This window comes from Caldimonas hydrothermalis, assembly GCF_056746695.1.
Window position 1 is genome coordinate 254,721 of sequence record NZ_JBWQXA010000002.1, and the last position, 26,737, is coordinate 281,457.

Sequence of the window (26,737 nt, forward strand, 5' to 3'; positions counted from 1 at the left end):
TGGGGGGCGAAAAGGCGGGAAACCCACAATTTTACCGGGCCGGCGCCCGTATCATCCGGCCGTCTCCCGCCTGCCGCCGGCCCTGAACCGTCCCTTGCCCGATGCTCGCGTCCCTGCCCCGTTCGGCCCTCGGCCACTTCCTGTCGAGGCTGGCGGCCGTGGGCCTGGGACTGGTCCTGCTCGGCCTGGTGGCCCGCCGGGGGCCGGCCGAGCAGGGGGTGTTCTCGCTGTTGATGGCCACTGAAGCGCTGTACGCGGCGCTGTTCTCCGGCTTCGGCCTGGTGGTCGCGCGCCAGGTGTCTCATCACCGCGAGGCGGCCGCCCGCTGGCTGGGCGGGGCCCTGGGGCTGGCGCTGGGGGCGGGCGTCGTGGGCGCCCTGGTGTTCTGGGCGATGGGGTGGGGGCTGTCCGATACGCCGGCCTACCGCTACCTGCCGGCCCTGGCCCTGGCGGCGCCCTGGCTGCTGCTCACGCCCACGGTCTCGGGCCTGTACCTGGGGCTGGGGCGCATGGGGCCGATCAACGCCCTCACGGTGGCACCGCCTGCGCTGGCGCTGTGCGCGCTCGGGGCCTGGGTGCTGGCCGGGCAACCCATGACCCTGTGGGCCGTCATGATCGCCTGGCTGGGCGCGCGCGTGCTCGTGGGCCTCGCCGGGGCGGCCTGGGCCTGGCGCGATCAGCGCGGCTGTGCGCCGGACTGGCCTGCCTGGCGCACGCAGGCGGGCTTTTGCACCGTGCTGGGCCTGACCAACCTCATCAGTTGGCTCAACTACCGCATCGACCTCTTCATCGTGGAATCCTTCGTCAGCCTGTCGGCCGCAGGCCTCTACGCCATCGCGGTGACGGTGACCGAGTTGCTGTGGTTCATCTCGTCGTCGGTGAGCGCTGCCGCCTATGGCCGCATCGGCCAGCCCGACCGCGAGGCCGCCGCGAGGCTGACCGTGCGCCTGGTGCAGGCCAACCTGGGGGTGCTGTTGATCGCCTCGCCGGTGTTGCTGGGGCTGGCCGCCTGGGCCCTGCCGCGGGTGCTGGGGGCGCCCTATGCCGAGGCCGTGCCGCTGATGCTGTGGCTGCTGCCCGGCGTGTGGGCCTATGGCTGCGCGTCCACGTTGTCGGCCTACTACACCAACTTCCTCGGCCGGCCAAGGCTCTCGGCCGCGGTGGCCGGGGTGTCGTTGCTGATCAACGTGGGGGCCTGTGGGCTGCTCGTGCCCCGCCTGGGCGCCACCGGCGCGGCGATCGCCACCTCGCTGTCCTATGGGCTGGCCATCGCCTGGGGCCTGGCCCTGTTCCGCCGGCATGCGGGCCTGCGCTGGCGCGACCTGCTGCGTCCGTCCCGGTAGACTGTTGCGCCTGCCCTGTGCCACGATGCCGATCAAGCCCTGGATCACCCGAACCCTGCGTGCGCTGCTGCGCCCGCGCATGCTTTATGGCCACCGCCACCCCTCGGGGGCCTGGCTGGCCCACACCCGCATTGGCAGCACCACCGAGCTGGAAAGTCCCGAACGCCTGGACCTCGGCGACCATGTCTTCATCGGGCATCACAACTTCATCGATGCCTCGGGCGGCCTCACGATCGGCGAGGGCACGCAGATCACCAATCACGTGTCGGTGCTCACGCACTCCAGCCACCGCGCCACCCGGCTCATGGGCCGCGAGTACTTCGGCGATCCGCAGCCCCTGGGCTTCGTGCGCCAGCCCACCGTGATCGGCCCGTACTGCTTCATCGGCGCCCACAGCGTCGTGATGCCGGGCAGCCGCCTGGGCCGCGGCGTGCTGGTGCGCGCCTTCAGCTACGTGGACGGCGAGTTCCCCGACTACGCCATCGTGGCCGGCCAGCCGGCCCGCGTGATCGGCGATGTGCGCGAGGGCGATGCGGCCTGGATCGAGCGCCACCCGCAGGCCCGGTCCGCCTACTGCGGCCAGGGTTGGCCCGGGCGATGAGTGCGCCCCACCTGCTGTTCGTGGCCGATGCCACCAGCGTGCACACGCGCCGCTGGGTGGGCGCGATCGCACAGCGCGGCTATCGCTGCAGCGTGATCTCGCGGCACACGGGCGAGGTGCCGGGCGCCCAGGTGCATGCGCTCGACACCCCGGACGGCCGCTGGCCCTGGTTCGCGGCCCTGCCGCGCGTGCGCGCCTTGGCCCGTGCGCTGCAGCCCGACCTGGTGCACGGCCACTACCTCACCTCCTACGGCTTCTGGGCCGCCAGCCTGGGCCAGCGGCCCCTGGTGCTCTCGGCCTGGGGCTCCGATGTGCTGGTGAGCCCGCGCGAGAGCCGCCTCGTGCGGGCGCTCACCGGCTGGACCCTGCGCCGCGCCGATCTCGTCACCGCCGACAGTCAGGACGTGCTCGAGGCCATCGCCGCCTACCGCCCGCGCGCGGCCCTGCACCAGGTGCTGTGGGGCGTGGACACGGCGAAGTTCGTCGCGGTGCACAAGGCGCCCAGCCCGCTGCGTCTGGTGAGCCTGCGCAACTGGGAGCCGAACTACCGCATTGACCTCGTGCTGCACGCCGTCGCCCAGTTGCGCGAACGCCGCCCCGCGCTGCCCGTCGAGCTGCATTTGTGCGGGGGCGGCCCACTGGAGGCCTCTCTGCGAGCCCTGGCTGACACGCTGGGCTTGCAAGGGGTGGTGCATTGGCACGGCCGCGTCGATGAAGACCGACTGGCCGAGATCGTGCGCCACGCCCATCTCGCCCTCTCGGTGCCCGAGAGCGACGCCACCTCGGTGGCCCTGCTGGAGGCCATGGCCGCCGGTCTGGCCGTGATCGTCAGCGACCTGCCCGCCAACCGCCAGTGGGTCGATGGCCGCGGCGGACGCCGGGTGCCGGTGGGCGATGGGCAGGCCCTGGCCCAGGCCCTGGTCGAACTCGCCGGCGACGCTCGGGCCCTGGAGGCCATGGGCCGGCACAACCGCCGCCGCGTGGTGCCCGAGGTGTCGCGCGAGGAGCAGATGGACCGCATGGCCGCGCTCTACCGTGAACTGCTGACGCACAGGGGCTGCTGATGCCCACCGTCTCGGTCATCGTGCCTTGCCGCAACGAGCGCGCCCACCTGGAAGCCTTTTGCAGCTCGCTGCGGGCCCAGCAGCTTCCCGAAGGCTGGACGATGGAGGTGCTGGTGGCCGATGGCCACAGCGACGACGGCAGCCGCGCCTGGCTGGACGAGCACGCCGGCCGCTTCGGGCTGCGCGTGATCGACAACCCGCAGCGCATCGTCTCCACCGGCTTGAACCGGGCGCTGCAGGCCAGCCGTGGGGAGGTGATCGTGCGCATGGACGTGCACACCACCTATGCCAGCGACTACATCGCCCAATGCCTGGCCGCTTTGCAGGCCAGCGGGGCGGACAACGTCGGCGGTCCCTGGCGGGCGCAGGGCGAGGGGGCGCTGTCCTCGGCGATTGCCGCAGCCTTCCAGTCTCGCTGGCTGGCCGGCGGGGCGCGCTCGCGCCAGCTCGACCACAGCGGCTGGGTCGATACCGTCTACCTGGGCTGCTGGCCGCGCGTCACCTTCGAGCGCTTCGGCGGCTTTGATGAGACCCTGGTGCGCAACCAGGACGACGAACACAACCTGCGCATCACGCGCGGCGGCGGGCGCATCTGGCAATCGGCTGCCATCCGCTCCACTTACCGCCCGCGCGATTCGCTGGCGGCCCTGTGGCGGCAATACCAGCAGTACGGCTACTGGAAGCCCTTCGTGATCCGCAAGCATGGCGGGGCGGCTTCATGGCGCCACTGGCTGCCGGCGGGGCTGGTGCTGGGCCTGGCCGGCAGCCTGCTGTCGGCCCTGCTCGGTGCGCCCGTGTGGATGACCGTGCCGTTGCCCGGGGTCTATCTCGCGGTGGTGCTTGCCGCTTCGCTGGCCATCGCCGCGCAGACCCGCTGGAGGCACGTGCCGTGGCTGCCGCTGGTGATCCCGGCCTGCCACCTGGGCTACGGCCTGGGCTTCCTGCTCGGGGCCTTCGATGCCTGGAGCGGACGGGGCCCCCGTGCACGCATGGAGCGGCTCAGCCGTTGAGGGCGCGATGACCCCACCCGACGAACTGGACGCCGTGCAGGCGCGTTACGCCCGCCGCAGGCCCGACGACCCCCGCTACAGCCTGCTGAACCCGGCGGCGCTGGCCGCCTGGCAGGAGCGCCAACGCGCCATGGCCGCGCTGTTTCGGCGCCTGGGCTGGCACGACCTGTCGCAGCGCCGCCTGGTCGAGGTGGGCTGCGGCACCGGCGGCTTGCTGCTCGACGCGCTGCAACTGGGCTTCGCCCCGGCCCATCTCACCGGGCTGGAGCTGCTGACCGAGCGGGCCGCGCAGGCCCGCGAGCGCCTGCCGGCGGCCTTGTGCCTCCTGGAGGGCGACGCCAGCGCCGCTCCCATCGAGCCCGCCAGCCAGGACGTGGTGCTGCAGTCCACCGTGTTTTCTTCCCTGCTGGACGATGCCGCCCAGCAGGCGCTGGCCGATGCGATGTGGCGCTGGGTGCGCCCAGGCGGCGGTGTGCTCTGGTACGACTTCACCGTCAACAACCCGCGCAACCCGGACGTGCGCGGCGTGCCGCTGGCCCGCGTGCGCGCGCTCTTTCCCCTGGGCCGCATCGACGCCCGCCGCCTCACGCTGGCCCCGCCGCTGGCCCGTGCCCTCGTGCGGCTGCACCCATGTGCCTACACTGTGGCCAACGCGGTGCCGTGGCTGCGCACCCACGTCCTGGCCTGGATTGCCAAACCTGCATGAACGCCGCTGACACGCCCTTCCTGCCCTTTGCCCTGCCCGAGATCGGCGAAGACGAGATCGCCGAGGTGGTGGACACCCTGCGCTCGGGCTGGGTCACTACCGGCCCCAAGGCGCGCCGTTTCGAGGAGGCCTTCGCCGCCTACCTCGGTGAACCCGGCCTGCACTGCATCGCGGTCAACTCCGCCACCGCCGGCCTGCATCTGGCCCTCGAAGCGCTGGGCATCGGCCCCGGTGACGAAGTCATCACCACCACCCACACCTTCACCGCCACCGCCGAGGTGGTGCGCTACCTGGGGGCCGACGTGGTGCTGGTGGACATCGACCCGGCCACGCTCAACCTCGACCCCGCCGCGGTGCAAGCCGCGATCACCCCGCGCACCAAGGCCCTTCTCCCGGTGCACTATGCCGGTCTGGCGGCCGACATGCCCGCGCTCACTGCCATCGCGCGCCGTCACGGCCTGAAGATCGTCGAGGATGCCGCCCACGCCCTGCCCACCACCAGCGGCGGCCGGCTGGTGGGCACGCTCGACAGCGACGCGACGGTCTTCAGCTTCTACGCCAACAAGACCATCACCACCGGCGAAGGCGGCATGCTGGTCACGCGCGACGAAGCGCTGGCCAAGCGTGCCCGCGTGATGCGCCTGCACGGCATCGACCGCGACGCCTTCGACCGCTTCACCGCCAAACGACCGAGCTGGCATTACGAAATCGTCGCGCCCGGCTTCAAATACAACCTGACCGACATCGCCGCCGCGCTGGGCCTGCACCAACTCAAGCGCGCCGATGCCTTCCAGCAGCGCCGCCAGGCCCTGGCTGCGCGCTACGATGCGGCGCTGGAGGGCCTGCCGGTGATCCTGCCCCCGCGGGCCCCGGCCGGCGAACGTCATGCCTGGCATCTGTACGCGCTGCGCCTGCGCGAGGAGGCGCCCATCGGGCGCGATGCCCTGATCGAGCGGCTCTACGCCGCGGGCATCGGCTGCAGCGTGCACTACATCCCGCTGCATCTGCACCCCTACTGGCGCGAGCGCTACGGGCTGCGCCCCGAACAGTTCCCGCACAGCCAGCACGCCTTCGAGACCCTGCTCAGCCTGCCGCTGTACACCCGCATGCGCGAGGTCGACGTCGATCGTGTGGCCGCGGTGTTGCGCAAGGCCTTGCAGGGCTGAGCCATGCTCAAGCGCGCTTTCGACCTCACCGCGGCCGTGCTGGGCCTGGTGCTGCTGTCCCCGCTGCTGCTGGCCGTGGCGCTGTGGGTCAAGCTGGATTCCCCCGGCCCCGTCTTCTTCCGCCAGGAGCGCGTGGGCCGCGGCGGGCGGCTCTTTCGCATCCACAAGTTCCGCACCATGGTGCACGACGCGGCCCAGGCCGGTCTCCCGCTCACTGTGGGCCAGGACGAGCGCATCACCCGCGCCGGCCGCTTCCTGCGCCGCCACAGGCTCGATGAGCTGCCCCAGTTGTTCGACGTGCTGCGCGGCGAGATGAGCCTGGTGGGCCCGCGGCCCGAGGTGCCGCGCTACGTGGCGCACTACCCCGAGCACCTGCGCGACAAGCTCCTGTCGGTGCGCCCCGGCCTGACCGACCCGGCTTCGCTCGCCCACCTCGACGAAAGCGAGCGCCTGGGCCGCTCCAGCGACCCCGAACGCACCTACATCGAGGAGATCCTGCCGGCCAAGCTGCGCCAGGCCGAGCACTACGTGGACCACGCCTCGCTCACCCAGGACCTGCGCGTGCTGTGGCGCACCTTGTGCACCCTGATGGCGGGGCGCTGAGCATGGACACCCGCCTGTGGCTCGCCATCGAACGGGGCCTCGCGCGTGTGCGGCCCTGGCGGCAGGGCCTGTCCCTGCTGATCGATGCCGCCGTGATCGCCGTAGCCTGGAACCTCACCTACCTCTTCCGCCTGGGCTTCGAGCGCTGGATCAGCGCCCGCGCTGACTACGACGCCTGGGTGATGGCCGGCGTGATCGGCCTGTACCTGGTGGCCCTCGTGCTCATGCGTGTGCCCCAGGCGATGTGGCGTTTCGCCGGCTTTGCCGAGGTGCGCCGCCTGGCCTGGGCCTGTGCGGGTGCCGGCCTCGTGGCGGCGGTGGTCGTGCTGATGGCCGGCTGGAGCAAGATCCCGCGCTCAGTGCTGGCCCTGCACCCCCTGGTGACGCTGATGGGCCTGATCGCCGCTCGCATCGCCTACCGCATGTTCTACGAGCACCTGCGCGAGCGCCTGTCGCTGGGCGGCCAGGCGCCGCGCCGTGCGCTGGTGCTGGGCGCCGGCCAGGCCGCGCGAATGCTGCTGGCGGGCATCCAGCACCAGGGCTATGTGGTGCTGGGCCTGCTCGACGACGATCCGGCCAAGCAGGGCGCCCGCCTGGGCGGTGTGCCGGTGCTCGGCCCCCTGGCCCGCCTGAGCGACCATGCCGCCCGCCTGGGCGCCACCCACCTCATCGTGGCCATGCCCTCGCTGCGCCTGCCGCAGCGCCGCCGCGTGATCGAACTGGCCAGCCGCAGCGGCCTGCCGGTGCTCACCGTGCCGACCATGCAGGAGCTCATCGAAGGCTCGCAAGTGGGCCGGGTGCGCGAGATCGAACCCGAGGACCTGCTGGGCCGCGAGCCCGTGCAGCTCGACGAGGCCGGCATCGCCGAGGTGCTGTCCGGGGCCACGGTGCTCGTCACCGGCGCGGGCGGCAGCATCGGGTCCGAGCTGTGCCGGCGCATCGCCCACTACGGTCCGGCGCGCCTGGTGCTGTTCGAGCACAGCGAATATGCCCTCTACACCATCGAGCAGGAACTCGGCCGGCGCTTCCCGCACATCCCGCTGGTGCGCCTGCTGGGCGACGTGCGCGATGCCGCCCAGTTGCGCCGCTGCTGCTTGGCCTGGCGGCCGCAGCTTGTCTTCCATGCCGCCGCGTACAAGCACGTGCCGCTCACCGAGGAGCACAACGCCTGGGCGGCGCTGCGCAACAACACCCTGGGCACCCTGAACGCGGCCCGCGCCGCCGCCGAGGCCGGGGCGGCGCGTTTCGTGCTTATCTCCACCGACAAGGCCGTCAACCCCACGAACGTGATGGGCGCCACCAAGCGCGCGGCCGAGATGGTGCTCTCCCAGCTCGCCGCCCAGGGCCACACCACGCGCTTCATGGCCGTGCGCTTTGGCAACGTGCTGGGCTCCAGCGGCTCGGTGGTGCCCAAGTTCCAGGCCCAGATCGCCCAGGGCGGGCCGGTCACCGTCACCCACCCCGAGATCACCCGTTACTTCATGACCATCCCCGAGGCCGCGCGCCTGGTCATCCAGGCGGCGGTGATCGGCGAGTCGGGCCAGGTCTTCGTGCTCGACATGGGCGAGCCGGTGCGCATCGCTCAGCTTGCCCAGGACCTGATCCGCCTGTCGGGCCACAGCCTGGATGAGATCCCGATCGTCTACACCGGCTTGCGCCCCGGCGAGAAGCTCTACGAGGAACTGCTGGCCGATGCCGACACCACCCTGCCCACGCGGTTTGCGCGCCTGCGCATCGCCCGACTCGGCTGGCAGGGTGACGAGGCCTGGGTGGCCGAACTGGCCCGCTCGGTGGAACTGCTGGCCGAAGGCGATGACCGTGAGGTGCGGGCCTGGCTGCGCCGCCATGTGCCGGAATACCGACCCGCCGGCGAGCCGGTCGGGCCCGCCGATGCCGGGGCTTGTGCGGCCCGTGCGGACAGCGCACCGCCGGGTGGCGGATAATCCGGGCCATGACCGACCCATCCACCGGAACCGCCGAGCCCCGCGAGTTCTCGCTCCTGCCCCTGGACCCGCTGCTCCAGAAGGCCATCGCGGAGCAGGGCTACACCCGCATGACGCCCATCCAGGCCAAGGCGATTCCCATCGTCCTGGCCGGCCGCGACGTGATGGGCGCGGCCCAGACCGGCACCGGCAAGACGGCGGCCTTCTCGCTGCCGCTGCTGCAGAAGATGCTGCGCCATCAGAACGCCAGCATGTCGCCGGCCCGCCACCCGGTACGCGCCCTGGTGCTGGCCCCCACGCGCGAGCTGGCCGACCAGGTCGCCAACAACGTCAAGGCCTATGCCCGCCACACGCAGTTGCGCGTGGCCTGCGTCTTCGGCGGCATCGACATGAAACCCCAGGAGGCCGAGCTCAAGGCCGGCGTCGAGGTGCTGATCGCCACCCCCGGCCGTCTGCTCGACCACATCCAGGCCAAGAACTGCAACCTCGGCCAGGTGGAATACGTGGTGCTCGACGAGGCCGACCGCATGCTCGATATCGGCTTCCTGCCCGACCTGCAGCGCATCCTGAGCTACCTGCCCAAGCAGCGCCAGACCCTGCTGTTCTCGGCCACCTTCTCGCCCGAGATCAAGAAGCTTGCGCAAAGCTACCTGCAGGACCCGGTGCTCGTCGAGGTGGCGCGGCCCAATGCCACGGCCGCCACGGTCGAGCAGCGCTTCTACAGTGTCGAAGACGACGACAAGCGCCGCGCCGTGCGCCAGTTGCTGCGCGAACGCGCCATCACCCAGGCCATCGTCTTCGTCAATTCCAAGCTCGGCGCGGCGCGCCTGGCCCGTTCGCTCGAGCGCGACGGCCTGAAGACCACCGCGCTGCATGGCGACAAGTCCCAAGACGAGCGTCTCAAGGCCCTGGACGCCTTCAAGCGCGGCGAGGTCGAGCTGCTCGTGGCCACCGACGTGGCCGCCCGTGGCCTGGACATCGCCGACTTGCCGGCCGTCTTCAACTTCGACATCCCCTTCAACGCGGAAGACTACGTGCACCGCATCGGCCGCACCGGCCGCGCCGGGGCCTCAGGCCTGGCGATCTCCTTCGTCTCGCGCAGCGACCAGCGTCTGGTGGCCGAGCTCGAGAAGCTGCTGAAGAAGAAGATCGAGATCGAGCCGCTGGACCTCGAAGACGACCGAGTGCGCCGGCCCCGACGTCGTGAGGATGACGACGCCCCGACGTCCGGTGCTGCCAGGGACTGGGCTGCGCCCCGCCACGGCCCGCCGCGGTCGGTGCCCAGCGACCCCATCTTCAGCAAGCCCTACGAACCACCGGTCGCCGCCAACGAACCCCCTGCCTGGGAGCGGGAACGCAGTGCCGCGCCGGTGCCCGGCCCGAAGTCGCTGTCGGCCTACATCCGTCCCAAGCGCAAGGTGGCCGCGCTGCTGGGTGGCAGCGGCGGCAAGAAGCCGGCCGCCTGAAGCCCCGCTCAGCGCGCCAGCAGCGCAAAGACCGCGGGCCGATCGGCCGGCGCTCGCCGGGAAGCCGGTCCGCGGCCCTCGCGCCACTGGGCCACTGGCGCGCTGTGGTTCCAGCCGTCCTCCAGGGTCAGCCCACAGGCCACCGAGAGCTGGGTGGTCGGCTGCAGGTGCTGCAGCAGCGCTTGAAAGAGGGCGGCATTCCGGTAGGGCGTCTCGATCATCAACTGCGTCTGACCCAGCCGTCGCGACAGGCCCTCCAGTTCGCGGATCCGTGCGGCCCGCGCCGCCTCGTCCACCGGCAGATACCCCACGAAGGCAAAGCTCTGCCCGTTCATGCCGCTGGCTGCCAGCGCCAGCAGCAGCGCCGACGGGCCGACCAGCGGGGTGACCGTCAGGCCCAGGGCCTGGGCGCGGCGCACCAGCTCGGCTCCCGGATCGGCCACCGCCGGCATGCCGGCTTCCGACATCAGGCCCATCTCCAGCCCCGACAGCGCGGGCTGCAGCAGGGCATCGGGCAGGGCGGGCACCGCTGCCCGTGACCCTTTGGGTGCGCGCGGCAGTTCCTGGATTTGCAGCGATTGCAGCGGTTGGGCCAGCGGCACCACCGCGTGCAACCGCTTGAGGAAGGCGCGGGCCGTCTTGGCGTTTTCCACCACCCAATGCGACAGGCGGGCGGCCGTGCGCAGCGTGCCCATCGGCAGCACCTCGCGCAGGTCCGGCGCTTGCCCGGCGGCGTCCAGCGTGCCGAAGTCCAGCGGGGCGGGCACCAGCCACAGCGTGCCCGGGCTCATCGGTCCCCCTGGCCCAGCACCGGCACCCCCGCGGCGCGCAGCAGCTCGCAGGTGCGGATCAGCGGCAGCCCGATCAAGGCCGTGGGATCGTCGCTCTCCACTGCGCGCAGCAGGGCGATGCCCAGTCCCTCGACCTTGGCGCTGCCGGCGCAGTCATAGGGCTGCTCGGCGGCCAGATAGGCCTCGATCTCGGCGGCGGACAGGTCCCGGAACTTCACCGTCACCGGCACCAGCGAAGCCTGCTCGAACCGGGTGGCCTGACAGACCACGGCCACCGCCGTCTGGAAGACCACGGTGCGCCCGCTCATCTCGCGCAACTGGGCGACGGCCCGGGCGTGATGGCCGGGCTTGCCCACAGGCCGCCCGTCGAGGTCGGCCACCTGGTCCGAGCCGATCACCACCGCCTCGGGATGGCGGGAGGCGACCTCGTGGGCCTTGGCCAGCGCCAGGCGCAGCGCCAGCAGCGCCGGCGTTTCGCCAGGCCGCGGGGTTTCATCGACGCGGGGGGGCTCCACCTCGAAGGGCAGCCGCAGACGCTGCAGCAGCTCGCGGCGATAGGGGGAGGTCGAGCCGAGGAGGATCGCTCGGGGCAGGGACGACATGGACATGCCGCGATTGTCGCTCGCCGCCGGGCTACACTGCTGGCATGAAGTCCGCCACGCCCTTCGATCCCCAACGCCTGGACATGGAGCGTTTCGCCCGAGATGCCGGCGAGTTGCAGGGCCGCTGGCTGCTCACGGCCTTGCCGCGGCTGGCCGAAAGCCAGGTCGACGGCATCGCCCCCGCAGGATGGGAAGTCCTCTGGGAGGCCCAGGGGCAGCGCTTCGAGCGTGTGGGTGCGCCGGCCGAAGTCTGGCTGCACCTGGGGGCCCGTGCGACCGTGCGGCTGCAGTGCCAGCGCTGCCTGCACCCGGTCGACGTGGCGCTGGAAGTCGACCGCAGCTTCCGTTTCGTGCGCGACGAGCGCGAGGCCGCCGAACTCGACGCCCAGGTGGAGGAGGACATCCTCGTGCTCGATCGCAGTCTGGATCTGCAAGAACTGGTGGAGGACGAACTCATCCTGGCGCTGCCGCTGGTGCCCCGGCATGTCGATTGCCGTCACCCTGCTCAGGCCGCGGCCGAGCCGCTGCACACCGCTGCGCAGCCCGCCTCTGCCCCCCATCCGTTTGCGGCTCTGGCGGCCCTCAAGCGCAACCTCACCTGAGCCGATCAGGCCGGCTGCGTGGCCCGGCTGCTTGCGGCCATGCTAGAATTTCGGGTTTTCCAAGGAGCGAGCCATGGCCGTTCAACAGAACAAGAAGTCGCCTTCCAAGCGTGGGATGCACCGTTCGCACAATGCCCTGACGACGCCGGGCATGGCGATCGAGCCCACCACCGGCGAAGTTCACCTGCGTCACCACATCAGCCCCAACGGTTTCTACCGCGGTCGCAAGGTCCTCAAGACCAAGGCCGACGCCTGATCCTGCGGCGTCATGGCGGTGCAGTCGCATCGGTTGCCGATGCCCGACGGGGCGCCGGCGGCGCGCGTGTGCCTGACCGCTGCTGCCTGGTTGGAGTTGAGCGCGTCCCGGCGTTGGCCTGAGCGGGCCCCAAGCGCCCGGACGACCGGCCTGATGTCGGTCTGCCCACGCCTGCCATGAATTCCACATCCCAGACTGTGGCGTCCGCGTCGACGGCGCCTGCCGCGGCGCGGGTTGTGCGCCTGGCCGTCGATTGCATGGGCGGCGACCACGGCCCTTCCGTCACGCTGCCGGCCTGCCAGGCCTTCCTGGCGGCGCATCCGCAAGCTGAGCTGATTCTCGTCGGCCGCGCCGAGGCGCTCGCGCCCGCGCGCGGCTGGGCGCGTTGCATCCTCGTCGAGGCCAGTGAAGTCGTCGAGATGGACGATCCGGTCGAGGTGGCGCTGCGCCGCAAGAAGGATTCGTCCATGCGCGTGGCCATCAGCCAGGTCAAGCCGGGCGAGGACGGTCGCGCGGCGGCCGACGCCTGTGTCTCGGCCGGCAACACCGGAGCCCTGATGGCCGTGTCGCGCTACGTGCTCAAGACCCTGCAGGGCATCGACCGTCCCGCCATCGCCACCGTGATGCCCAATCAGAAAGACGGCTACACCACCGTCCTCGACCTGGGGGCCAATGTCGATTGCGAGCCTGAGCACCTGTTGCAGTTCGCCCTGATGGGCAGCGCCCTGGTCAGTGCGGTGCAAGGCAAGGCCCAGCCCAGCGTGGGCCTGCTCAACATCGGTGAGGAGGCCATCAAGGGCAGCGACACCATCAAGAAAACCGCAGAGCTGCTGCGATCGGCTGCCCAGGCCGGCCATCTGAATTTCTACGGCAACGTCGAGGGCAACGACATCTTCACCGGCCGCACCGACATCGTCGTGTGTGACGGCTTTGTCGGCAATGTCGCGCTCAAGACGGCCGAAGGCCTGGCTTCGATGCTCTCCAGCTTTATCAAGCAGGAGTTCACTCGCAACATCTTCACCAAACTTGCGGCGATCGTTGCCCTTCCGGTGCTCAACCACTTCAAAAAGCGCGTTGACCATCGTCGCTACAACGGCGCGGCACTGCTCGGGCTGCGCGGCCTCGTCTTCAAGAGCCATGGCTCAGCCGACGCCTTCGCGTTCGAGCAGGCCCTGAATCGGGCGTATGATGCGGCCCGGAACCGGTTGCTCGACCGGGTGCACGATCGGATCGTCGAAACCCTGCAGGCCTTGCCCACCACAGACGAGGCTGCGGAGCCGGGGCCGGTCGCCCAGACGGCATGACCCTTTCTTCTGACCGCTATTCCCGTATCGCCGGCACCGGCAGCTACCTGCCGCCGCGCCGGGTGACCAATGCCGAGTTCGCCGCCGAGCTGGCCCAGCAAGGCATCGAGACCTCCGACGCCTGGATCGTCGAGCGCACCGGCATCCGCGCGCGCCATTTCGCCGCGCCCGAGGTCAGCTCCAGCGATCTGGCGCTGCACGCGGCCCGACACGCCCTGGAGGCGGCCGGGCGCACCGCGGCCGATGTCGACCTCATCATCGTGGCCACGTCCACCCCGGACATGGTGTTCCCGTCCACCGCCTGCCTGCTGCAGCACAAGCTCGGCGTGGCCGGCTGCCCGGCTTTCGACGTGCAGGCCGTGTGCTCGGGTTTCGTCTACGCGCTCAGCGTGGCCGACGCGATGATCAAGACCGGCTCGGCCCACTGCGCCCTGGTCGTGGGGGCCGAGGTCTTCTCGCGCATCCTCGACTTCAAGGACCGCACCACCTGCGTGCTGTTTGGTGACGGCGCCGGCGCCGTCGTGCTCGAAGCCAGCGACCGCCCGGGCATCCTCGCCACCGAGCTGCACGCCGACGGCAGCCATGCCGGGGTGCTGTGCACGCCCGGCACGGTCAGCGGCGGCCAGGTGTTGGGCGATCCGCTGCTCAAGATGGATGGCCAGGCCGTGTTCAAGCTGGCCGTCAAGGTGCTCGACGAAGTCGCCCGCGCCGTGCTCGAAAAGGCAGGCCGCCAGGACAGCGATATCGATTGGCTGATCCCGCACCAGGCCAACATCCGCATCATGCAGGGCACGGCCAAGAAGCTGAAGCTGCCGCTGGACAAGTTGGTCGTCACCGTGGACGAACACGGCAACACCTCGGCCGCCTCCATCCCGCTGGCCCTGGACCACGCCGTGCGCCAGGGCCGCATCCGCCGGGGGGACACCCTGATGCTCGAAGGGGTCGGCGGCGGCTTCACCTGGGGGGCGGTGCTGCTCGACTACTGAACGCAGCCGCTCCGGCACCGCCGCATTCTCCGCATTCCCTGAGTCTTCCACCTCGAACGCCATGAGCACTTTCGCCTTTGTATTTCCCGGCCAGGGCTCCCAGGCCGTGGGCATGCTCAACGCCTGGGGTGACCATGCCGCCGTGCGCCAGACGCTGGACGAAGCCAGCGCCGCGCTCGGCGAGGACGTCGCCCGCCTGATCGCTGAGGGCCCCAAGGAGGCCCTGGACCTCACCACCAACACCCAGCCCGTGATGCTGGTGGCCGGCATCGCCTGCTACCGCGCCTGGCGCGCCGAAGGCGGAGCCGAGCCGGCCCTGGTGGCCGGGCACTCGCTGGGGGAGTACACCGCCTTGGTGGCGGCCGGTGCGCTGAGCCTGGCCGAGGCCCTGCCCCTGGTGCGCTTGCGTGCCCAGGCCATGCAAGAGGCCGTGCCGGTGGGCATGGGCGGCATGGCCGCCATCCTGGGGCTGGAGGCCGACGAGGTGCGCCGCCACTGTGCCGAGGTGGCCGCGGCCAGCGGCGAGGTCGTCGAGGCGGTGAACTTCAACGACCCGAAGCAGACCGTGATCGCCGGCAGCAAGGCCGGGGTCGAGAAAGCCTGCGAGGTGCTCAAGGCGGCCGGGGCCAAGCGGGCGCTGCCGTTGCCGGTGTCGGCGCCCTTTCACTCCAGTCTGATGAAGCCCGCGGCCGAGCGCTTGCGCGAGCGCCTGGCCCAGGTGAACATCGTTGCGCCGCGCATTCCGGTGGTCCACAACATCGACGTGGCCGTGCACGGCGAGCCGCAGGCCATTCGCGAGGCCTTGTACCGCCAGGCCTTCGGGCCGGTGCGCTGGGTCGAGTGCGTCCAGGCGCTGCGCGCGCGCGGCGCCACCCACGTGGTGGAGTGCGGGCCGGGCAAGGTGCTGGCCGGCATGGTCAAGCGCATCGATGCGGAGCTCACCAGCGCCGCACTGTACGATCCGGCCACGCTGGCCGAGGTGAGGGAGCTGCTCGCATGAACGAGATCGTCTTCAAGGACCAGATCGCCCTGGTGACGGGGGCCACGCGCGGCATCGGCCGTGCCATCGCGCTCGAACTGGCCCGGCAGGGGCTCAAGGTCGTGGGCACGGCCACCACCGACGCCGGTGCCGCCGCGATCACCGAGACCCTCTCGGCCTTCCCCGGCTGCCGTGGCCACCGGCTCGACGTGAACGACGCCGCCGGCGTCGAGGCCCTGGTCGAGGCGCTGGTCAAGGAGCATGGCGCACTGCACGTGCTCGTCAACAACGCCGGCATCACGCGCGACACCCTGTCCATGCGCATGAAGGACGAGGACTGGGATGCCGTGCTGGACACCAACCTCAAGGCCGTGTTCCGCCTCAGCCGCGCGGTGATCCGCCCGATGATGAAGCAGCGCTACGGCCGCATCGTCAACATTACCTCGGTGGTGGGGGCCAGCGGCAACGCCGGTCAGGCCAACTACGCGGCCGCCAAGGCCGGTGTGGCCGGCATGACCCGCTCGCTGGCCCGTGAGCTGGGCAGCCGCGGTATCACGGTGAACTGCGTGGCTCCCGGCTTCATCGAGACCGACATGACCCGCGCATTGTCCGAGCAGCAGACCCAGGCCCTGATGTCGCAGATTCCGCTGGGCCGCCTGGGCCGGCCCGAGGACATCGCCCATGCCGTGGCCTACCTCGCCTCGCCGCAGGCCGGCTACATCACGGGCGCCGAGTTGCATGTCAACGGCGGCATGTTCATGAACTGAAAGCATTCGAGGTGCCCCGTCCGGGGCGCCGACCGGCTCGAGCCCGTCCGGGACCCCGGCCGCCAGGGTGGCTTAGAGTTGTCACCCTAACGGTCGTAGAATCACGGGCTGTTTTGGAAAACCCTCTTGGAGGAGTCATGAGCGATATCGAAGCACGCGTCAAGAAGATCATTGCCGAGCAACTCGGCGTGGCGGAGTCGGAGGTCACCAACGAGAAGGCCTTCGTCGCCGATCTGGGCGCCGATTCGCTGGACACCGTGGAACTGGTGATGGCCCTGGAAGACGAGTTCGGCATCGAGATCCCTGACGAGGAAGCCGAGAAGATCACCACGGTGCAGCTCGCCATCGACTACGCCCTGAAGCACCAGAAGGCCTGATCGGCCGGTCTGGGTTCCTGGTTCCGCATCCCCCGTCTCACATGACCCGTCGCCGCGTCGTCATCACCGGTCTGGGGCTCGTCACCCCCGTGGGCAACACGGTGGCCGAGTCCTGGAGCAACCTGGTCGCCGGCCAGTCCGGCATCGACACCATCACCCGGTTCGATGCCTCCAACTTCGCCTGCCGCTTTGCCGGCGAGGTCAAGGGCTTCAACATCGAGGACTATCTTCCGGCCAAGGAAGCCCGCCACATGGACACCTTCATCCATTACGGCCTGGCGGCTTCGCTGCAGGCCGTGCGGGATGCGGGCCTGCCCACCGGCGATGCGCTGAGCCAGGAGGGGGCCGAGCGCATCGGCTGCATGGTGGGCTCAGGCATCGGCGGCCTGCCGATGATCGAGACCACCCAGCAGGAGCTCAGCGAGCGTGGCCCGCGCCGCATCTCGCCCTTCTTCGTGCCGGCGTCGATCATCAACATGATCTCGGGCCATGTGTCGATCCAGTGTGGCTTCAAGGGCCCGAACCTGGCCATCGTCACGGCCTGCACCACGGGTCTGCACTGCATCGGACAGGCCGCTCGCCTCATCGAGTATGGCGATGCCGATGTGATGATTGCCGGCGGGGCCGAATCCACCGTCTCGCCGCTGGGCATCGGGGGCTTTGCCGCGGCGCGCGCGCTGTCCACGCGCAACGACGATCCCAAGACGGCCTCGCGTCCCTGGGACAAGGACCGCGACGGCTTCGTGCTGGGCGAAGGCGCGGGCGTGATGGTGCTCGAGGAATACGAGCATGCGAAGAAGCGCGGCGCGAAGATCTACGCCGAACTGGCGGGCTTCGGCATGAGTGCCGATGCTTTCCACATGACTGCGCCCAACGTCGACGGCCCGCGCCGTTCGATGCAGGCCGCGATGCGCAATGCCGGCGTGAACCCAGACCAGGTGCACTACCTCAACGCCCATGGCACCTCCACGCCGCTGGGCGATGTGAACGAGACCAATGCCATCAAGCTGGCCTTCGGCGAGCATGCCAAGGACCTGGTGATCAGCTCCACCAAGTCGATGACCGGCCACCTGTTGGGCGGCGCCGGCGGCATCGAATCGGTGTTCACGGCCCTGGCGGTGTACCACCAGGTGTCCCCGCCGACGATCAACATCTTCAACCAGGACCCCGAGTGCGACCTGGACTACTGCGCCAACACCGCGCGTGAGATGAAGATCGACGTGGCGCTGAAGAACAACTTCGGTTTCGGCGGCACCAATGGCTCGCTGGTGTTCAAGCGCATCTGAACACCGCGGCGAGCGGCTCGCGCGTCGCCCGACCCCATGCGTCAGCGCACCGCACCGCCGGTGACGGTGGTGGTGCACCGTTACGCCCTGTGGCGCGCCGCTTTGCTGGCGCTGGGGCTGGCCGTGGCGCTGTCCCTGGCCGCCTGGGCCACCGGGCATTGGGGCGCGTGGGCCGTGCCGATCCTGGTACCCGCGCTGCTCCTGGGCCTTTGGGGCCTGGCGGGCCGTCACTGGGGCCGGCCCGGCTTCCTGCTGCGCTGGGATGGACAGGACTGGCACTGGCGCGATCGTGAACAGGTTCACGAATCCCGTGGACGGGTGATCGTCCGCATCGACCTGGGGGATTGGATGCTGCTGCAGCTCGTTGCGCACGGTGACCGCCGTACGGTTTGGCTGCCCCTGCAGCGTGCCGGCCTGGAGTCGCGCTGGCATGCCCTGCGCTGTGCGGTATATTCGCCCACTCGCGCCGCTGACCCCCTGGCAGGATCCACCCCCTCCACCGCATGACCGCCGACGCCGATGCTCTGCTGATTGAGCGCATCAAGCGCGGCGACCAGAAGGCCTTCGACCTGCTGGTGATCAAGTACCAGCGCAAGATCGAGCGCCTCATTGCCCGGATGGTGCGCGACACCGACCTGATCCAGGACATCGCGCAGGAGACCTTCATTCGCGCCTACCGTGCGCTGCCCCAGTTCCGCGGTGACAGCGCTTTCTACACCTGGCTGTACCGGATCGCCGTCAACACGGCCAAGAAGAGCCTGGTCGAGCTCAAGCGTGACCCCTTGGTCACTGAAACGGCGCGAATGTCCGCGGACGACGAGGACGAAACTTCCCGGGTGGAAAACGAACTAACCGACGGCGAAACCCCCGATGCCGTGCTGGCCAGCAAGGAAGTGGCCGCCACCGTGAACGCGGCCATCGAGGCCTTGTCCGACGATTTGCGCCAGGCCATCACCTTGCGCGAGATCGAAGGGCTGAGCTATGAGGAAATCGCCGAGGTCATGAACTGCCCGATCGGCACGGTGCGATCGCGCATATTCAGAGCGCGTGAGGCCATCGCGCAGCGGTTGCGTCCCCTGCTGGACACGCCCGATGGCAAACGTTGGTGATCAGGAGAGTGAGTGATGTCTGCGCAACGGATGGACAGTGCGGACGGCCAGGCGACTTCACGCGAGCGCCTGTCCGCCCTGCTCGATGGTGAGGCCACCCCCTCGCAGTTCGACGAGTGGCTGGCCTCGCATCAGGGAGATCCCGAGCAGCGCCGCCAGGACTGCGAAGCCTGGCACCTCTATCACCTGATCGGCGATGTGATGCGCTCCGAAGACCTGGCCGGCGGCTCGCGGGGCGACGTGTTCCTGCAGGGCGTGCGCCAACGCCTGCAACACGAGCCGGTGATCGTGGCTCCGTCCGTGGCGGCCTCCTCGGTTGGGCGTGCACGTCGGCGCTGGCGTACTCCCGTGGCCACCGCGGCAGGCGTGGCGGCCGTGGCGGGTGCGCTGATCGTGCTGCGCCTGGGGGACGCCGGTGTGGGCATGCCGTCATCGGGCGGCACACCGCTGGCTCAGCAGCAGGCGGTGCCGTCGTCCGTGGCGGCCACCGCCGTGGTGCCGGTGGCCGCGCCGGCGGCCCCGACGACAGCGGCCTCCGCGACGGAGCTGCGGGTGGTTCATGGAGACCAGACCCTGATCCGCGATGCGCGGCTGGACCAGTACCTGGCTGCGCACAAGCAGTTCGGGGGCGGCTCGGCCCTGGGGGCCGGACCATCCCTCTTCCTGCGCAACGCAACCCACGAAGGACCCGGCCGTTGAGTGTGAGGACACGCATGCATTTCCGCCGCTGGCTGGCCCCTTGGATGGGAGCGGGCCTGATCGCGCTGGCCGGCCCGGGCCTTGCCCAGACGCTGCCGGCCGACCCCCCCCTGGACAAGTCCGAGCTGCGTTCCTGGTTGCTGCGCATCCACGAAGCGGCGCAGACCCGCAACTTCCAGGGCATCTTCGTCGTGAGTTCGGGCGGCCAGATGACCAGCGCACGCATCGCGCACTACTGGGAGGGCAACGAGCAGTTCGAGCGCATCGAAACCCTGGATGGACAGCCGCGCCGTGTGCTGCGTCACAACAACCTGGTTGCGACGCTGTGGCCCAACCAGCGCACCGCACTGATCGAGCAGCGCGAGACGGTCAACACTTTCCCGCGGCTGGTGGACCACGACGGCGATCGCATCGTCGAGCACTACGATGTGCGCAAGAAGGGGGTGGACCGTGTGGCCGGACACGAGGCCCGGCTGCTGCTGCTCGTGCCGCGCGATGCGATGCGCTACGGCTACCGTCTGTGGTCAGAGAAGGACTCCGGCCTGCTGCTGCGGGCCGACGTGATCAACGCGGCCGGCGAGGTGATCGAATCCTCGGCCTTCTCGGAAGTGTCGATCGGCGTGAAGCCCCAGCCCGAGACGGTGACCCAGCCGCTCAAGCGCCTGAAGGGCTATCGCGTTGAGCGCCCGGTCATGACCCCCACCTTCTATGAGGACGAAGGCTGGGTGTACCGGCGCATCGTGCCGGGCTTCCGCCACGTGAGCTGCGTCAAGCGCAGCAGCAATGCCGTGGATGGGGCGCCCGACGTCAGCGGTGCGTCCGACGGCGGCGAGCGTGGCAGCATGCTCCAGACCATCTTCTCCGACGGCCTGGCCCATGTCTCGATTTTCGTGGAACCCTATGATGCCAGCCGGCATCGCAAGGAAGTGCTGATGAGCATGGGGGCGACCCATACGCTCATGAGGCGCCACGGGGCCTGGTGGGTGACTGCCGTGGGCGAGGTGCCAGCCGCCACGCTCAACGAGTTCGTCCGGGGCCTGGAGCGCAAGAAGCCGCAGTGAACGGCTGTCGCGGGGGCGTGGCCGTGTGCACTGCGGGCCCAGTGTTGAGGTGAGAGATGAAAACAGCAATGCACCTGGGCACGGTCGTGCCCGCGATGTCTCGACGTGTCCTGGCCGCCTTGATGGCCTTGGCGACCGCCTGGATCCTGGCGGTGGCTTCCATGCCTGTGCAGGCGCAGGCCGCTGCGCTGCCTGACTTCGCCGAACTGGCCGAGCGGGTGGGCCCGTCGGTCGTGAACATCCGCACCACCGAGCGCGCGCGCTCGGCCAGCCCTGGGGCGGGGCCGCAGATGGACGAAGAGATGCAGGAGTTCTTCCGGCGCTTCTTCGGCGTGCCGCTGCCGGGCACCCCCACGCCGCGGGGCGGCCCGCGCCAGGGGCAGCAGGAGGAGGTGCCGCGCGGCGTCGGGTCGGGCTTCGTGATCAGCCCGGACGGCTACGTGATGACCAACGCCCATGTGGTCGAAGGCGCCGATGAGGTCTACGTGACCCTCACCGACAAGCGCGAGTTCAAGGCGCGCATCATCGGCAGCGACCGCCGCACCGACGTGGCCGTGGTCAAGATCGATGCCACCGGCCTGCCGGCCGTGCGCATCGGCGACGTCAACCGCCTGCGCGTGGGCGAATGGGTGATGGCCATCGGCTCGCCCTTCGGTCTGGAAAACACAGTGACCGCCGGCATCGTCAGTGCCAAGGCACGCGACACCGGCGATTACCTGCCCTTCATCCAGACGGACGTGGCCATCAACCCGGGCAACTCGGGCGGCCCGCTGATCAACCTGCGCGGCGAGGTGGTGGGCATCAACTCGCAGATCTACAGCCGCTCGGGCGGCTTCATGGGTATCTCGTTTGCGATCCCCATCGACGAGGCCATGCGTGTGGCCGACCAGTTGCGCACCACGGGCCGCGTGATCCGGGGGCGCATCGGGGTGCAGATCGACCAGATCACCAAGGACGTGGCCGAGTCCATCGGACTGGGGCAGCCCACCGGCGCCTTGGTGCGCAGCGTGGAGCCCAATGGCCCGGCGGCCAAGGCGGGCATCGAGGCGGGCGACATCATCACGCGCTTCGATGGCCGCGTGATCGACAAGGCGGGTGAACTGCCGCGCATCGTGGGCAACACCAAGCCGGGCACCAAGGCCACCGTCCAGGTGTTCCGTCGCGGCAGCTACCGGGACCTCAGCGTGTTGGTCGGCGAGTTCGAACCCGACCCGCCGCGCCGTGTCGCCGGCAGCGAACCCCGCAGCGCCCCGGGCAGCGGGGCGGCCCAGAGCCTGGGCCTGACGCTGGCCAATCTCACCGAGGCCCAGAAGGCGGCGCTGGGCGTCAAGGGCGGCGTGCGGGTGGAATCCGTCGACGGTGCGGCCGCCCGTGCGGGCCTGCGCGAAGGCGACGTCATCCTGGCCATCGCCAACACCGAGGTCTCCGATGTGCGCCAGTTCGAGGCCGTGGTGGCCAAGCTCGACAAGGGGCGGCCTTTCAATGTGTTCTTCCGCCGCGGCGAGTGGGCCCACTACACGATGATCCGGCCCGCCCGCTAAGGCGCAAAGGGGCCCCTGGGCAGACCCGGCACCCGACAAGGGCGCCGGGTTTTTTCGTATCGCGAGAACGACACCGGGATCGCGCCCGACTGGGCGGCCCCTTCGGGTGTTGATAAGTCAGCGCTCAAAAATGTGAGCGTGTGCTCACGGTGTTCGGGGCGGCCAGGATTGTGCTGGTGCTTCGGTAGAATCCGGGGTGGTTCGACGCGCTTTCAATGCAGCTGCGGAAGGATCCCCGGGACGGCCTGGACTATCCCCAAGCCATCCACAAGAGATTGTGGATATCTTGTTGATATTCTGTCTGTTGGTGGCGTGCAACGTGCTGCATGCCCCGGCTGGCGCGGTGTCCAAGGGGGTGGATTTGGCTACAATGAAAGCCCAACAAAGCAGTTGCCAAGCCTTTTGTTGGAAGGCGCGTCGCCGATTCGACGCGCCTTTTTTTTGCTGGCCCTCCCGTTGTCGCTGATGCATCGCTGCCCGGTGTCGGGCCTGTGGCCCGGGAGGTCGCGACGCACACCTTCGGTTCCATGAAGCACATCCGCAACTTCTCCATCATTGCCCACATCGACCACGGCAAGTCCACCCTGGCCGATCGCATCATCCAGCGCTGCGGGGGCTTGAGCGAGCGCGAGATGGAGGCGCAGGTGCTGGACTCGATGGACATCGAGAAGGAGCGGGGCATCACGATCAAGGCCCAGACGGCGGCCCTGCAGTACACCGCCCGCGACGGACAGGTCTACAACCTCAACCTGATCGACACGCCCGGGCATGTGGACTTCTCCTACGAAGTGAGCCGCTCGCTGTCGGCCTGCGAGGGGGCCTTGCTGGTGGTGGACGCCAGCCAGGGGGTCGAGGCTCAGACGGTGGCCAACTGCTACACCGCGCTCGACCTGGGCGTGGAGGTGGTCCCCGTCCTGAACAAGATGGACCTGCCCCAAGCCGACCCCGAGCGCGCCAAGGCGGAGATCGAGGACGTCATCGGCATCGACGCGTCCGAGGCGATCCCCTGCTCAGCCAAGACCGGCCTGGGGGTGGACGACATCTTGGAGGCCGTGGTCACCCGCATGCCGCCACCCAAAGGTCAGCCCGATGGCCCGCTGCGCGCGATGATCATCGACGCCTGGTTCGACAACTACGTGGGCGTGGTGATGCTGGTGCGGGTGGTCGATGGCAGCTTGAAAAAGGGCGAGCGCATCCGCCTGATGGCCACCAATGCCGTCTACCCGGTCGAGCACCTGGGTGTGTTCACGCCCAAGTCGGTGGACCGCGCCGAGCTGAACGCCGGCGAGGTGGGCTTTGTGATCTGCGGCATCAAGGAGCTGGCCGCCGCCAAGGTGGGCGACACCCTCACGGTGGAGAAGAAGCTGCCCAACAATGCCGGCCCGGCTGCCGAGCCGTTGCCCGGCTTCAAGGAGATCCAGCCGCAGGTGTTCGCGGGCCTGTACCCCAGCGAGTCCAGCGAGTACGACCAATTGCGCGATGCACTGGAGAAGCTCAAGCTCAACGACAGCTCGCTGCGTTTCGAGCCCGAGGTGTCGCAGGCGCTGGGCTTCGGGTTCCGCTGCGGCTTCCTGGGCCTGCTGCACATGGAGATCGTGCAGGAACGGCTGGAGCGTGAGTTCGACCAGGACCTGGTGACCACCGCGCCGAGCGTGGTCTACCAGGTGGAGCTCAACGACGGCACGGTCATCGAGGTCGAGAACCCCTCGAAGATGCCCGATCCGGGGCGCATCCGCGAGATCCGCGAACCCATCGTCACGGTGCACCTGTACATGCCGCAGGAGTACGTCGGCCCGGTGATGACGCTGTGCAACCACAAGCGCGGCGTGCAGCTCAACATGGCCTATCACGGCCGTCAGGTCATGTTGACCTATGACATGCCCTTGGCCGAGATCGTGCTCGACTTCTTCGACAAGCTCAAATCCATCTCCCGTGGCTATGCCTCGATGGACTACGAGTTCAAGGAGTACCGTCCGTCCGACGTGGTCAAGGTGGACCTGCTGATCAATGGTGACCGGGTGGACGCGCTGTCCATCATCGTGCACCGTTCGCAGGCCCAGTTCCGCGGCCGTGCAGTGGCGGCCAAGATGCGCGAGCAGATCCCGCGCCAGATGTACGACGTGGCCATCCAGGCGGCCATCGGCAGCAACATCATCGCGCGCGAGAACATCAAGGCGCTGCGCAAGAACGTACTGGCAAAATGCTACGGGGGTGACATCACCCGCAAGCGCAAGCTGCTGGAAAAGCAGAAGGCCGGCAAGAAGCGCATGAAACAGATCGGCACGGTCGAGGTGCCGCAAGAAGCCTTCCTGGCCATCCTCCAGGTCGACGACTGAACACAAACGCTGGGAGAGTCCCTTGTCGCTGCTCACTGCAGTCCTGTACGCCTGTCTGGCCGTCTATCTCGGCGGCTGGTATTTCGGCCAATGGCACGGCAATTTCTCGCTCGTGCTCTTTCTCCTGACCGCGGTGACGCTGCTGTACTGGCTGGCCGAGCGCTTTCACTTCAAGCCGCAGCGTGAACGTGCGGCGGCCCGGCTGGCCGAGCAGGCGGCCCAGCGCCGCACCGCGCTGGCGCAGCAGGGCATCGCGCAGGTGGACGGCAACGTCGAGGAGGCACGCCAGAAGCTGCTGATGCAACCGTGGTGGCTGGACTGGACGGCCGGCCTCTTTCCGGTGATCTGTGCGGTCTTCCTGGTGCGCTCGTTCCTGTTCGAGCCGTTCAAGATCCCGTCGGGCTCGATGGTGCCCACGCTGCTGGTGGGCGACCTCATCCTGGTCAACAAGTACCACTACGGCGTGCGTCTGCCGGTGATCAACACCAAGATCATCGACAACCACACGCCTCAGCGTGGCGACGTGATGGTCTTCCGCTATCCGCTGGACACCCGCGTCGACTACATCAAGCGCGTGGTGGGCGTGCCCGGCGACGAGGTGGCCTACCTGAACAAACGCCTGAGCATCAACGGCCAGCCCGTGCCGATGCAGCCGCTGGGCGAGTACTACGACGAGGACGGCCGCCGCTACGCCCAGCTCTACAGCGAGAAGCTGGGGGACGTGGAGCACCGGGTGCTGACCCACAAGGACGTGCCGCCGTTCATGCTGGCCGTCGACAACTTCCCCTTCCGTGACCACTGCCGCTACAACGCCGAGGGCGTGGTCTGCAAGGTGCCCGAGGGGCACTACTTCATGATGGGCGACAACCGCGACAATTCGCAGGATTCGCGCTACTGGGGCTTCGTGCCGGAGGCCAACATCGTCGGCAAGGCCTTTTTGATCTGGATGAATTTCGGTAACCTCAGCCGCGTCGGCACCTTCTTCCAGTGAGCGGACCGGCCCTCCAGAACACCGTCATCACCACGAGGAGCAGCTCGATGATCCCTATCCTGCGGCAGCGGCAGCGCGGCGTGACCTTGATCGGCCTGTTGTTCTGGGCGGTCCTGATCGGCTTCGTCGCCCTGGTGGCCATGCGCGTGTTCCCGACCCTCAACGAGTACTGGACCATCCAGCGCGCGATCAACAAGGTGGCCCAGGAGGGCGGCACCACGGTGCCTGAGATCCGGGCTGCCTTCGAGCGCCAGAAGCAGATCGAATACGCCATCACCTCGATCTCCGGGGCCGACCTGGAGATCACCAAGGTCAACGAGAAGATCGTCGTCAGCTTCGCCTACGACAAGGAGATCGAGCTGTTCGAGCCGGTCTACCTGCTCATCAAATACCGCGGCCGCTCGCGATGAGGCGTCGGCGATCCTCCCCTGCCGTCCTGTGAGCGAGACCCTGGAAGCCTTGCAGCGGCGCCTGGGGCACCGCTTCGCCGACCCTGCGCTGCTGCGCGCCGCGCTGACGCACCGCAGCTTCGGCGCCGACCACAACGAGCGTCTGGAGTTCCTGGGCGATGCGGTGCTGGGGCTGGCCGTCTCCAGCCTGCTCTACGAGCGCCTGGGCCGCAGCGACGAGGGCGACCTGTCGCGCGTGCGCGCCCATCTGGTGCGGCAGGAGTCCCTGTACCGCATCGCCCTGGCCCTGCAACTGCCTGACAGCGTGCGCCTGAGCGAAGGCGAGGCCCGCAGCGGCGGGGCCCGGCGGCCGTCCATCCTGGCCGACGCGCTGGAGGCCCTCGTCGGGGCGGTCTACCTGGACGCCGGCTTCGAGTCCGCCCAGGCCGTGGTGCGCCGGCTTTTCGAGCCGGTGCTGGCCCAGGGCGATCTCCAGGCCTCGGCCAAGGACCCCAAGACCGAGCTGCAGGAATGGCTGCAGGCTCGGCGCCTGCCGGTGCCCGCCTATGCCATCGTGGAAACCCGGGGTCAGGCGCACCGTCAGGAATTTGTCGTACGCTGCACGGTGGCGGCGTTGCAGGTCGAGCGGGTGGGCGAGGGCGCCTCACGACGCGCAGCCGAGCAGCAAGCCGCCCAGGCCATGCTGGCCCATCTGAAGTCCATGCACCCCTGAGTGGCCCTTTTCGGCGGCACGGCCGC

28 protein-coding genes are annotated in these 26,737 nt (G+C 69.3%); 26 read left to right on the top strand and 2 right to left on the bottom strand.

The features are described from left to right. Positions 1-101 precede the first annotated feature (101 nt). The 9 genes from AC1ECW_RS04555 to AC1ECW_RS04595 are packed head-to-tail and all read left to right on the top strand — an operon-like array spanning position 102 to position 9,902. Positions 102-1,343, top strand: a complete 1,242-nt coding sequence (locus tag AC1ECW_RS04555) for an oligosaccharide flippase family protein (protein WP_481201292.1) — start codon at positions 102-104, stop codon at positions 1,341-1,343. 25 nt (positions 1,344-1,368) lie between these two features. Then, entirely contained in the window at positions 1,369-1,944 is a 576-nt protein-coding gene (locus AC1ECW_RS04560; protein ID WP_409709982.1) for an acyltransferase, read from the top strand. Then, entirely contained in the window at positions 1,941-3,008 is a 1,068-nt protein-coding gene (locus AC1ECW_RS04565; protein ID WP_409709985.1) for a glycosyltransferase, read from the top strand. The genes AC1ECW_RS04560 and AC1ECW_RS04565 overlap by 4 nt, the downstream gene beginning before the upstream one ends. Further along, positions 3,008-4,018, top strand: a complete 1,011-nt coding sequence (locus tag AC1ECW_RS04570; RefSeq protein WP_409709988.1) for a glycosyltransferase family 2 protein — start codon at positions 3,008-3,010, stop codon at positions 4,016-4,018. Before AC1ECW_RS04565 ends, AC1ECW_RS04570 begins: the two co-directional genes overlap by 1 nt. 7 nt (positions 4,019-4,025) lie before the next feature. Next, positions 4,026-4,724, top strand: coding sequence for a class I SAM-dependent methyltransferase (locus AC1ECW_RS04575; protein ID WP_481201293.1), 699 nt, complete (start codon positions 4,026-4,028; stop codon positions 4,722-4,724). Beyond that, on the top strand, positions 4,721-5,890 hold the full coding sequence (locus AC1ECW_RS04580) for a DegT/DnrJ/EryC1/StrS family aminotransferase (RefSeq protein WP_409710054.1): 1,170 nt from the start codon (positions 4,721-4,723) through the stop codon (positions 5,888-5,890). The genes AC1ECW_RS04575 and AC1ECW_RS04580 overlap by 4 nt, the downstream gene beginning before the upstream one ends. A gap of 3 nt (positions 5,891-5,893) precedes the next feature. Next, positions 5,894-6,493 (top strand): sugar transferase, encoded by a 600-nt coding sequence (locus AC1ECW_RS04585; protein WP_481201294.1) that lies wholly within the window; start codon positions 5,894-5,896, stop codon positions 6,491-6,493. Between the two features lie 2 nt (positions 6,494-6,495). Then, the gene (locus tag AC1ECW_RS04590; RefSeq protein WP_481201295.1) at positions 6,496-8,436 is read left to right on the top strand and encodes a polysaccharide biosynthesis protein; all 1,941 of its coding nucleotides are present in this window, start codon (positions 6,496-6,498) and stop codon (positions 8,434-8,436) included. An 8-nt stretch (positions 8,437-8,444) separates the two neighbouring features. Next, entirely contained in the window at positions 8,445-9,902 is a 1,458-nt protein-coding gene (locus AC1ECW_RS04595) for a DEAD/DEAH box helicase (protein ID WP_481201296.1), read from the top strand. 8 nt (positions 9,903-9,910) lie between these two features. On the opposite strand, the gene AC1ECW_RS04600 is transcribed toward AC1ECW_RS04595, so the two are convergent. Continuing rightward, the gene (locus AC1ECW_RS04600) at positions 9,911-10,693 is read right to left on the bottom strand and encodes an SAM-dependent methyltransferase (RefSeq protein ID WP_409709473.1); all 783 of its coding nucleotides are present in this window, start codon (positions 10,691-10,693) and stop codon (positions 9,911-9,913) included. Further along, positions 10,690-11,301 carry a Maf family nucleotide pyrophosphatase gene (locus tag AC1ECW_RS04605; RefSeq protein ID WP_409709470.1) on the bottom strand — a complete coding sequence of 204 codons (612 nt, stop codon included), beginning with the start codon at positions 11,299-11,301 and terminating at the stop codon, positions 10,690-10,692. The genes AC1ECW_RS04600 and AC1ECW_RS04605 overlap by 4 nt, the downstream gene beginning before the upstream one ends. A 38-nt stretch (positions 11,302-11,339) precedes the next feature. Between AC1ECW_RS04605 and AC1ECW_RS04610 the strand changes: the two genes are divergently transcribed. From AC1ECW_RS04610 to rnc, 17 genes are all read left to right on the top strand, one after another. After that, positions 11,340-11,897: a YceD family protein gene (locus tag AC1ECW_RS04610; RefSeq protein WP_409709467.1), complete on the top strand. Its 558-nt coding sequence runs from the start codon at positions 11,340-11,342 to the stop codon at positions 11,895-11,897. Between the two features lie 73 nt (positions 11,898-11,970). Further along, positions 11,971-12,153, top strand: a complete 183-nt coding sequence (gene rpmF, locus AC1ECW_RS04615; RefSeq protein ID WP_409709464.1) for a 50S ribosomal protein L32 — start codon at positions 11,971-11,973, stop codon at positions 12,151-12,153. 176 nt (positions 12,154-12,329) lie between these two features. Then, the gene (gene plsX / locus AC1ECW_RS04620; RefSeq protein ID WP_409709461.1) at positions 12,330-13,457 is read left to right on the top strand and encodes a phosphate acyltransferase PlsX; all 1,128 of its coding nucleotides are present in this window, start codon (positions 12,330-12,332) and stop codon (positions 13,455-13,457) included. Further along, on the top strand, positions 13,454-14,443 hold the full coding sequence (locus AC1ECW_RS04625) for a beta-ketoacyl-ACP synthase III (protein ID WP_481201297.1): 990 nt from the start codon (positions 13,454-13,456) through the stop codon (positions 14,441-14,443). The genes plsX and AC1ECW_RS04625 overlap by 4 nt, the downstream gene beginning before the upstream one ends. A gap of 61 nt (positions 14,444-14,504) precedes the next feature. Next, positions 14,505-15,443, top strand: a complete 939-nt coding sequence (gene fabD, locus AC1ECW_RS04630; protein ID WP_409708829.1) for an ACP S-malonyltransferase — start codon at positions 14,505-14,507, stop codon at positions 15,441-15,443. Continuing rightward, a complete protein-coding gene (fabG, locus tag AC1ECW_RS04635; protein WP_409708825.1) occupies positions 15,440-16,189 on the top strand; it encodes a 3-oxoacyl-ACP reductase FabG in 750 nt (249 codons plus the stop codon). The genes fabD and fabG overlap by 4 nt, the downstream gene beginning before the upstream one ends. Positions 16,190-16,326: 137 nt before the next feature. After that, positions 16,327-16,566: an acyl carrier protein gene (gene acpP / locus AC1ECW_RS04640; protein WP_047196359.1), complete on the top strand. Its 240-nt coding sequence runs from the start codon at positions 16,327-16,329 to the stop codon at positions 16,564-16,566. Positions 16,567-16,607: 41 nt separating this feature from the next. Further along, complete coding sequence (gene fabF / locus AC1ECW_RS04645) at positions 16,608-17,852, top strand: beta-ketoacyl-ACP synthase II (RefSeq protein WP_409708822.1); 1,245 nt, start codon at positions 16,608-16,610, stop codon at positions 17,850-17,852. Between the two features lie 36 nt (positions 17,853-17,888). Then, on the top strand, positions 17,889-18,359 hold the full coding sequence (locus AC1ECW_RS04650; protein ID WP_409708819.1) for a hypothetical protein: 471 nt from the start codon (positions 17,889-17,891) through the stop codon (positions 18,357-18,359). After that, positions 18,356-18,961 carry an RNA polymerase sigma factor RpoE gene (gene rpoE, locus AC1ECW_RS04655; protein ID WP_409708816.1) on the top strand — a complete coding sequence of 202 codons (606 nt, stop codon included), beginning with the start codon at positions 18,356-18,358 and terminating at the stop codon, positions 18,959-18,961. The genes AC1ECW_RS04650 and rpoE overlap by 4 nt, the downstream gene beginning before the upstream one ends. Positions 18,962-18,976: 15 nt before the next feature. Continuing rightward, complete coding sequence (locus AC1ECW_RS04660) at positions 18,977-19,660, top strand: sigma-E factor negative regulatory protein (RefSeq protein WP_409708813.1); 684 nt, start codon at positions 18,977-18,979, stop codon at positions 19,658-19,660. A 14-nt stretch (positions 19,661-19,674) separates the two neighbouring features. Then, the gene (locus AC1ECW_RS04665; protein ID WP_481201298.1) at positions 19,675-20,721 is read left to right on the top strand and encodes a MucB/RseB C-terminal domain-containing protein; all 1,047 of its coding nucleotides are present in this window, start codon (positions 19,675-19,677) and stop codon (positions 20,719-20,721) included. A 56-nt stretch (positions 20,722-20,777) separates the two neighbouring features. Further along, positions 20,778-22,262: a DegQ family serine endoprotease gene (locus tag AC1ECW_RS04670; RefSeq protein ID WP_409702772.1), complete on the top strand. Its 1,485-nt coding sequence runs from the start codon at positions 20,778-20,780 to the stop codon at positions 22,260-22,262. Positions 22,263-22,789: 527 nt separating this feature from the next. After that, the gene (lepA, locus tag AC1ECW_RS04675) at positions 22,790-24,598 is read left to right on the top strand and encodes a translation elongation factor 4 (RefSeq protein WP_409702770.1); all 1,809 of its coding nucleotides are present in this window, start codon (positions 22,790-22,792) and stop codon (positions 24,596-24,598) included. A 22-nt stretch (positions 24,599-24,620) separates the two neighbouring features. Next, positions 24,621-25,589: a signal peptidase I gene (gene lepB / locus AC1ECW_RS04680; RefSeq protein WP_409702768.1), complete on the top strand. Its 969-nt coding sequence runs from the start codon at positions 24,621-24,623 to the stop codon at positions 25,587-25,589. Positions 25,590-25,636: 47 nt separating this feature from the next. Further along, a complete protein-coding gene (locus AC1ECW_RS04685; protein ID WP_409702766.1) occupies positions 25,637-25,999 on the top strand; it encodes a DUF4845 domain-containing protein in 363 nt (120 codons plus the stop codon). A 28-nt stretch (positions 26,000-26,027) separates the two neighbouring features. Then, complete coding sequence (gene rnc, locus AC1ECW_RS04690) at positions 26,028-26,711, top strand: ribonuclease III (protein ID WP_409702764.1); 684 nt, start codon at positions 26,028-26,030, stop codon at positions 26,709-26,711. The last annotated feature ends 26 nt before the right edge of the window (positions 26,712-26,737 follow it).

What these genes read in the sequence shown, in the direction of transcription:
- AC1ECW_RS04555 (WP_481201292.1), top strand. Translation starts at nt 102, where the DNA reads ATGCTCGCGTCCCTGCCCCGTTCGGCCCTCGGCCACTTCCTGTCGAGG.
- AC1ECW_RS04560 (WP_409709982.1), top strand. Translation starts at nt 1,369, where the DNA reads ATGCCGATCAAGCCCTGGATCACCCGAACCCTGCGTGCGCTGCTGCGC.
- AC1ECW_RS04565 (WP_409709985.1), top strand. Translation starts at nt 1,941, where the DNA reads ATGAGTGCGCCCCACCTGCTGTTCGTGGCCGATGCCACCAGCGTGCAC.
- AC1ECW_RS04570 (WP_409709988.1), top strand. Translation starts at nt 3,008, where the DNA reads ATGCCCACCGTCTCGGTCATCGTGCCTTGCCGCAACGAGCGCGCCCAC.
- AC1ECW_RS04575 (WP_481201293.1), top strand. Translation starts at nt 4,026, where the DNA reads ATGACCCCACCCGACGAACTGGACGCCGTGCAGGCGCGTTACGCCCGC.
- AC1ECW_RS04580 (WP_409710054.1), top strand. Translation starts at nt 4,721, where the DNA reads ATGAACGCCGCTGACACGCCCTTCCTGCCCTTTGCCCTGCCCGAGATC.
- AC1ECW_RS04585 (WP_481201294.1), top strand. Translation starts at nt 5,894, where the DNA reads ATGCTCAAGCGCGCTTTCGACCTCACCGCGGCCGTGCTGGGCCTGGTG.
- AC1ECW_RS04590 (WP_481201295.1), top strand. Translation starts at nt 6,496, where the DNA reads ATGGACACCCGCCTGTGGCTCGCCATCGAACGGGGCCTCGCGCGTGTG.
- AC1ECW_RS04595 (WP_481201296.1), top strand. Translation starts at nt 8,445, where the DNA reads ATGACCGACCCATCCACCGGAACCGCCGAGCCCCGCGAGTTCTCGCTC.
- AC1ECW_RS04600 (WP_409709473.1), bottom strand. Translation starts at nt 10,693, where the DNA reads ATGAGCCCGGGCACGCTGTGGCTGGTGCCCGCCCCGCTGGACTTCGGC.
- AC1ECW_RS04605 (WP_409709470.1), bottom strand. Translation starts at nt 11,301, where the DNA reads ATGTCCATGTCGTCCCTGCCCCGAGCGATCCTCCTCGGCTCGACCTCC.
- AC1ECW_RS04610 (WP_409709467.1), top strand. Translation starts at nt 11,340, where the DNA reads ATGAAGTCCGCCACGCCCTTCGATCCCCAACGCCTGGACATGGAGCGT.
- rpmF (WP_409709464.1), top strand. Translation starts at nt 11,971, where the DNA reads ATGGCCGTTCAACAGAACAAGAAGTCGCCTTCCAAGCGTGGGATGCAC.
- plsX (WP_409709461.1), top strand. Translation starts at nt 12,330, where the DNA reads ATGAATTCCACATCCCAGACTGTGGCGTCCGCGTCGACGGCGCCTGCC.
- AC1ECW_RS04625 (WP_481201297.1), top strand. Translation starts at nt 13,454, where the DNA reads ATGACCCTTTCTTCTGACCGCTATTCCCGTATCGCCGGCACCGGCAGC.
- fabD (WP_409708829.1), top strand. Translation starts at nt 14,505, where the DNA reads ATGAGCACTTTCGCCTTTGTATTTCCCGGCCAGGGCTCCCAGGCCGTG.
- fabG (WP_409708825.1), top strand. Translation starts at nt 15,440, where the DNA reads ATGAACGAGATCGTCTTCAAGGACCAGATCGCCCTGGTGACGGGGGCC.
- acpP (WP_047196359.1), top strand. Translation starts at nt 16,327, where the DNA reads ATGAGCGATATCGAAGCACGCGTCAAGAAGATCATTGCCGAGCAACTC.
- fabF (WP_409708822.1), top strand. Translation starts at nt 16,608, where the DNA reads ATGACCCGTCGCCGCGTCGTCATCACCGGTCTGGGGCTCGTCACCCCC.
- AC1ECW_RS04650 (WP_409708819.1), top strand. Translation starts at nt 17,889, where the DNA reads ATGCGTCAGCGCACCGCACCGCCGGTGACGGTGGTGGTGCACCGTTAC.
- rpoE (WP_409708816.1), top strand. Translation starts at nt 18,356, where the DNA reads ATGACCGCCGACGCCGATGCTCTGCTGATTGAGCGCATCAAGCGCGGC.
- AC1ECW_RS04660 (WP_409708813.1), top strand. Translation starts at nt 18,977, where the DNA reads ATGTCTGCGCAACGGATGGACAGTGCGGACGGCCAGGCGACTTCACGC.
- AC1ECW_RS04665 (WP_481201298.1), top strand. Translation starts at nt 19,675, where the DNA reads ATGCATTTCCGCCGCTGGCTGGCCCCTTGGATGGGAGCGGGCCTGATC.
- AC1ECW_RS04670 (WP_409702772.1), top strand. Translation starts at nt 20,778, where the DNA reads ATGAAAACAGCAATGCACCTGGGCACGGTCGTGCCCGCGATGTCTCGA.
- lepA (WP_409702770.1), top strand. Translation starts at nt 22,790, where the DNA reads ATGAAGCACATCCGCAACTTCTCCATCATTGCCCACATCGACCACGGC.
- AC1ECW_RS04685 (WP_409702766.1), top strand. Translation starts at nt 25,637, where the DNA reads ATGATCCCTATCCTGCGGCAGCGGCAGCGCGGCGTGACCTTGATCGGC.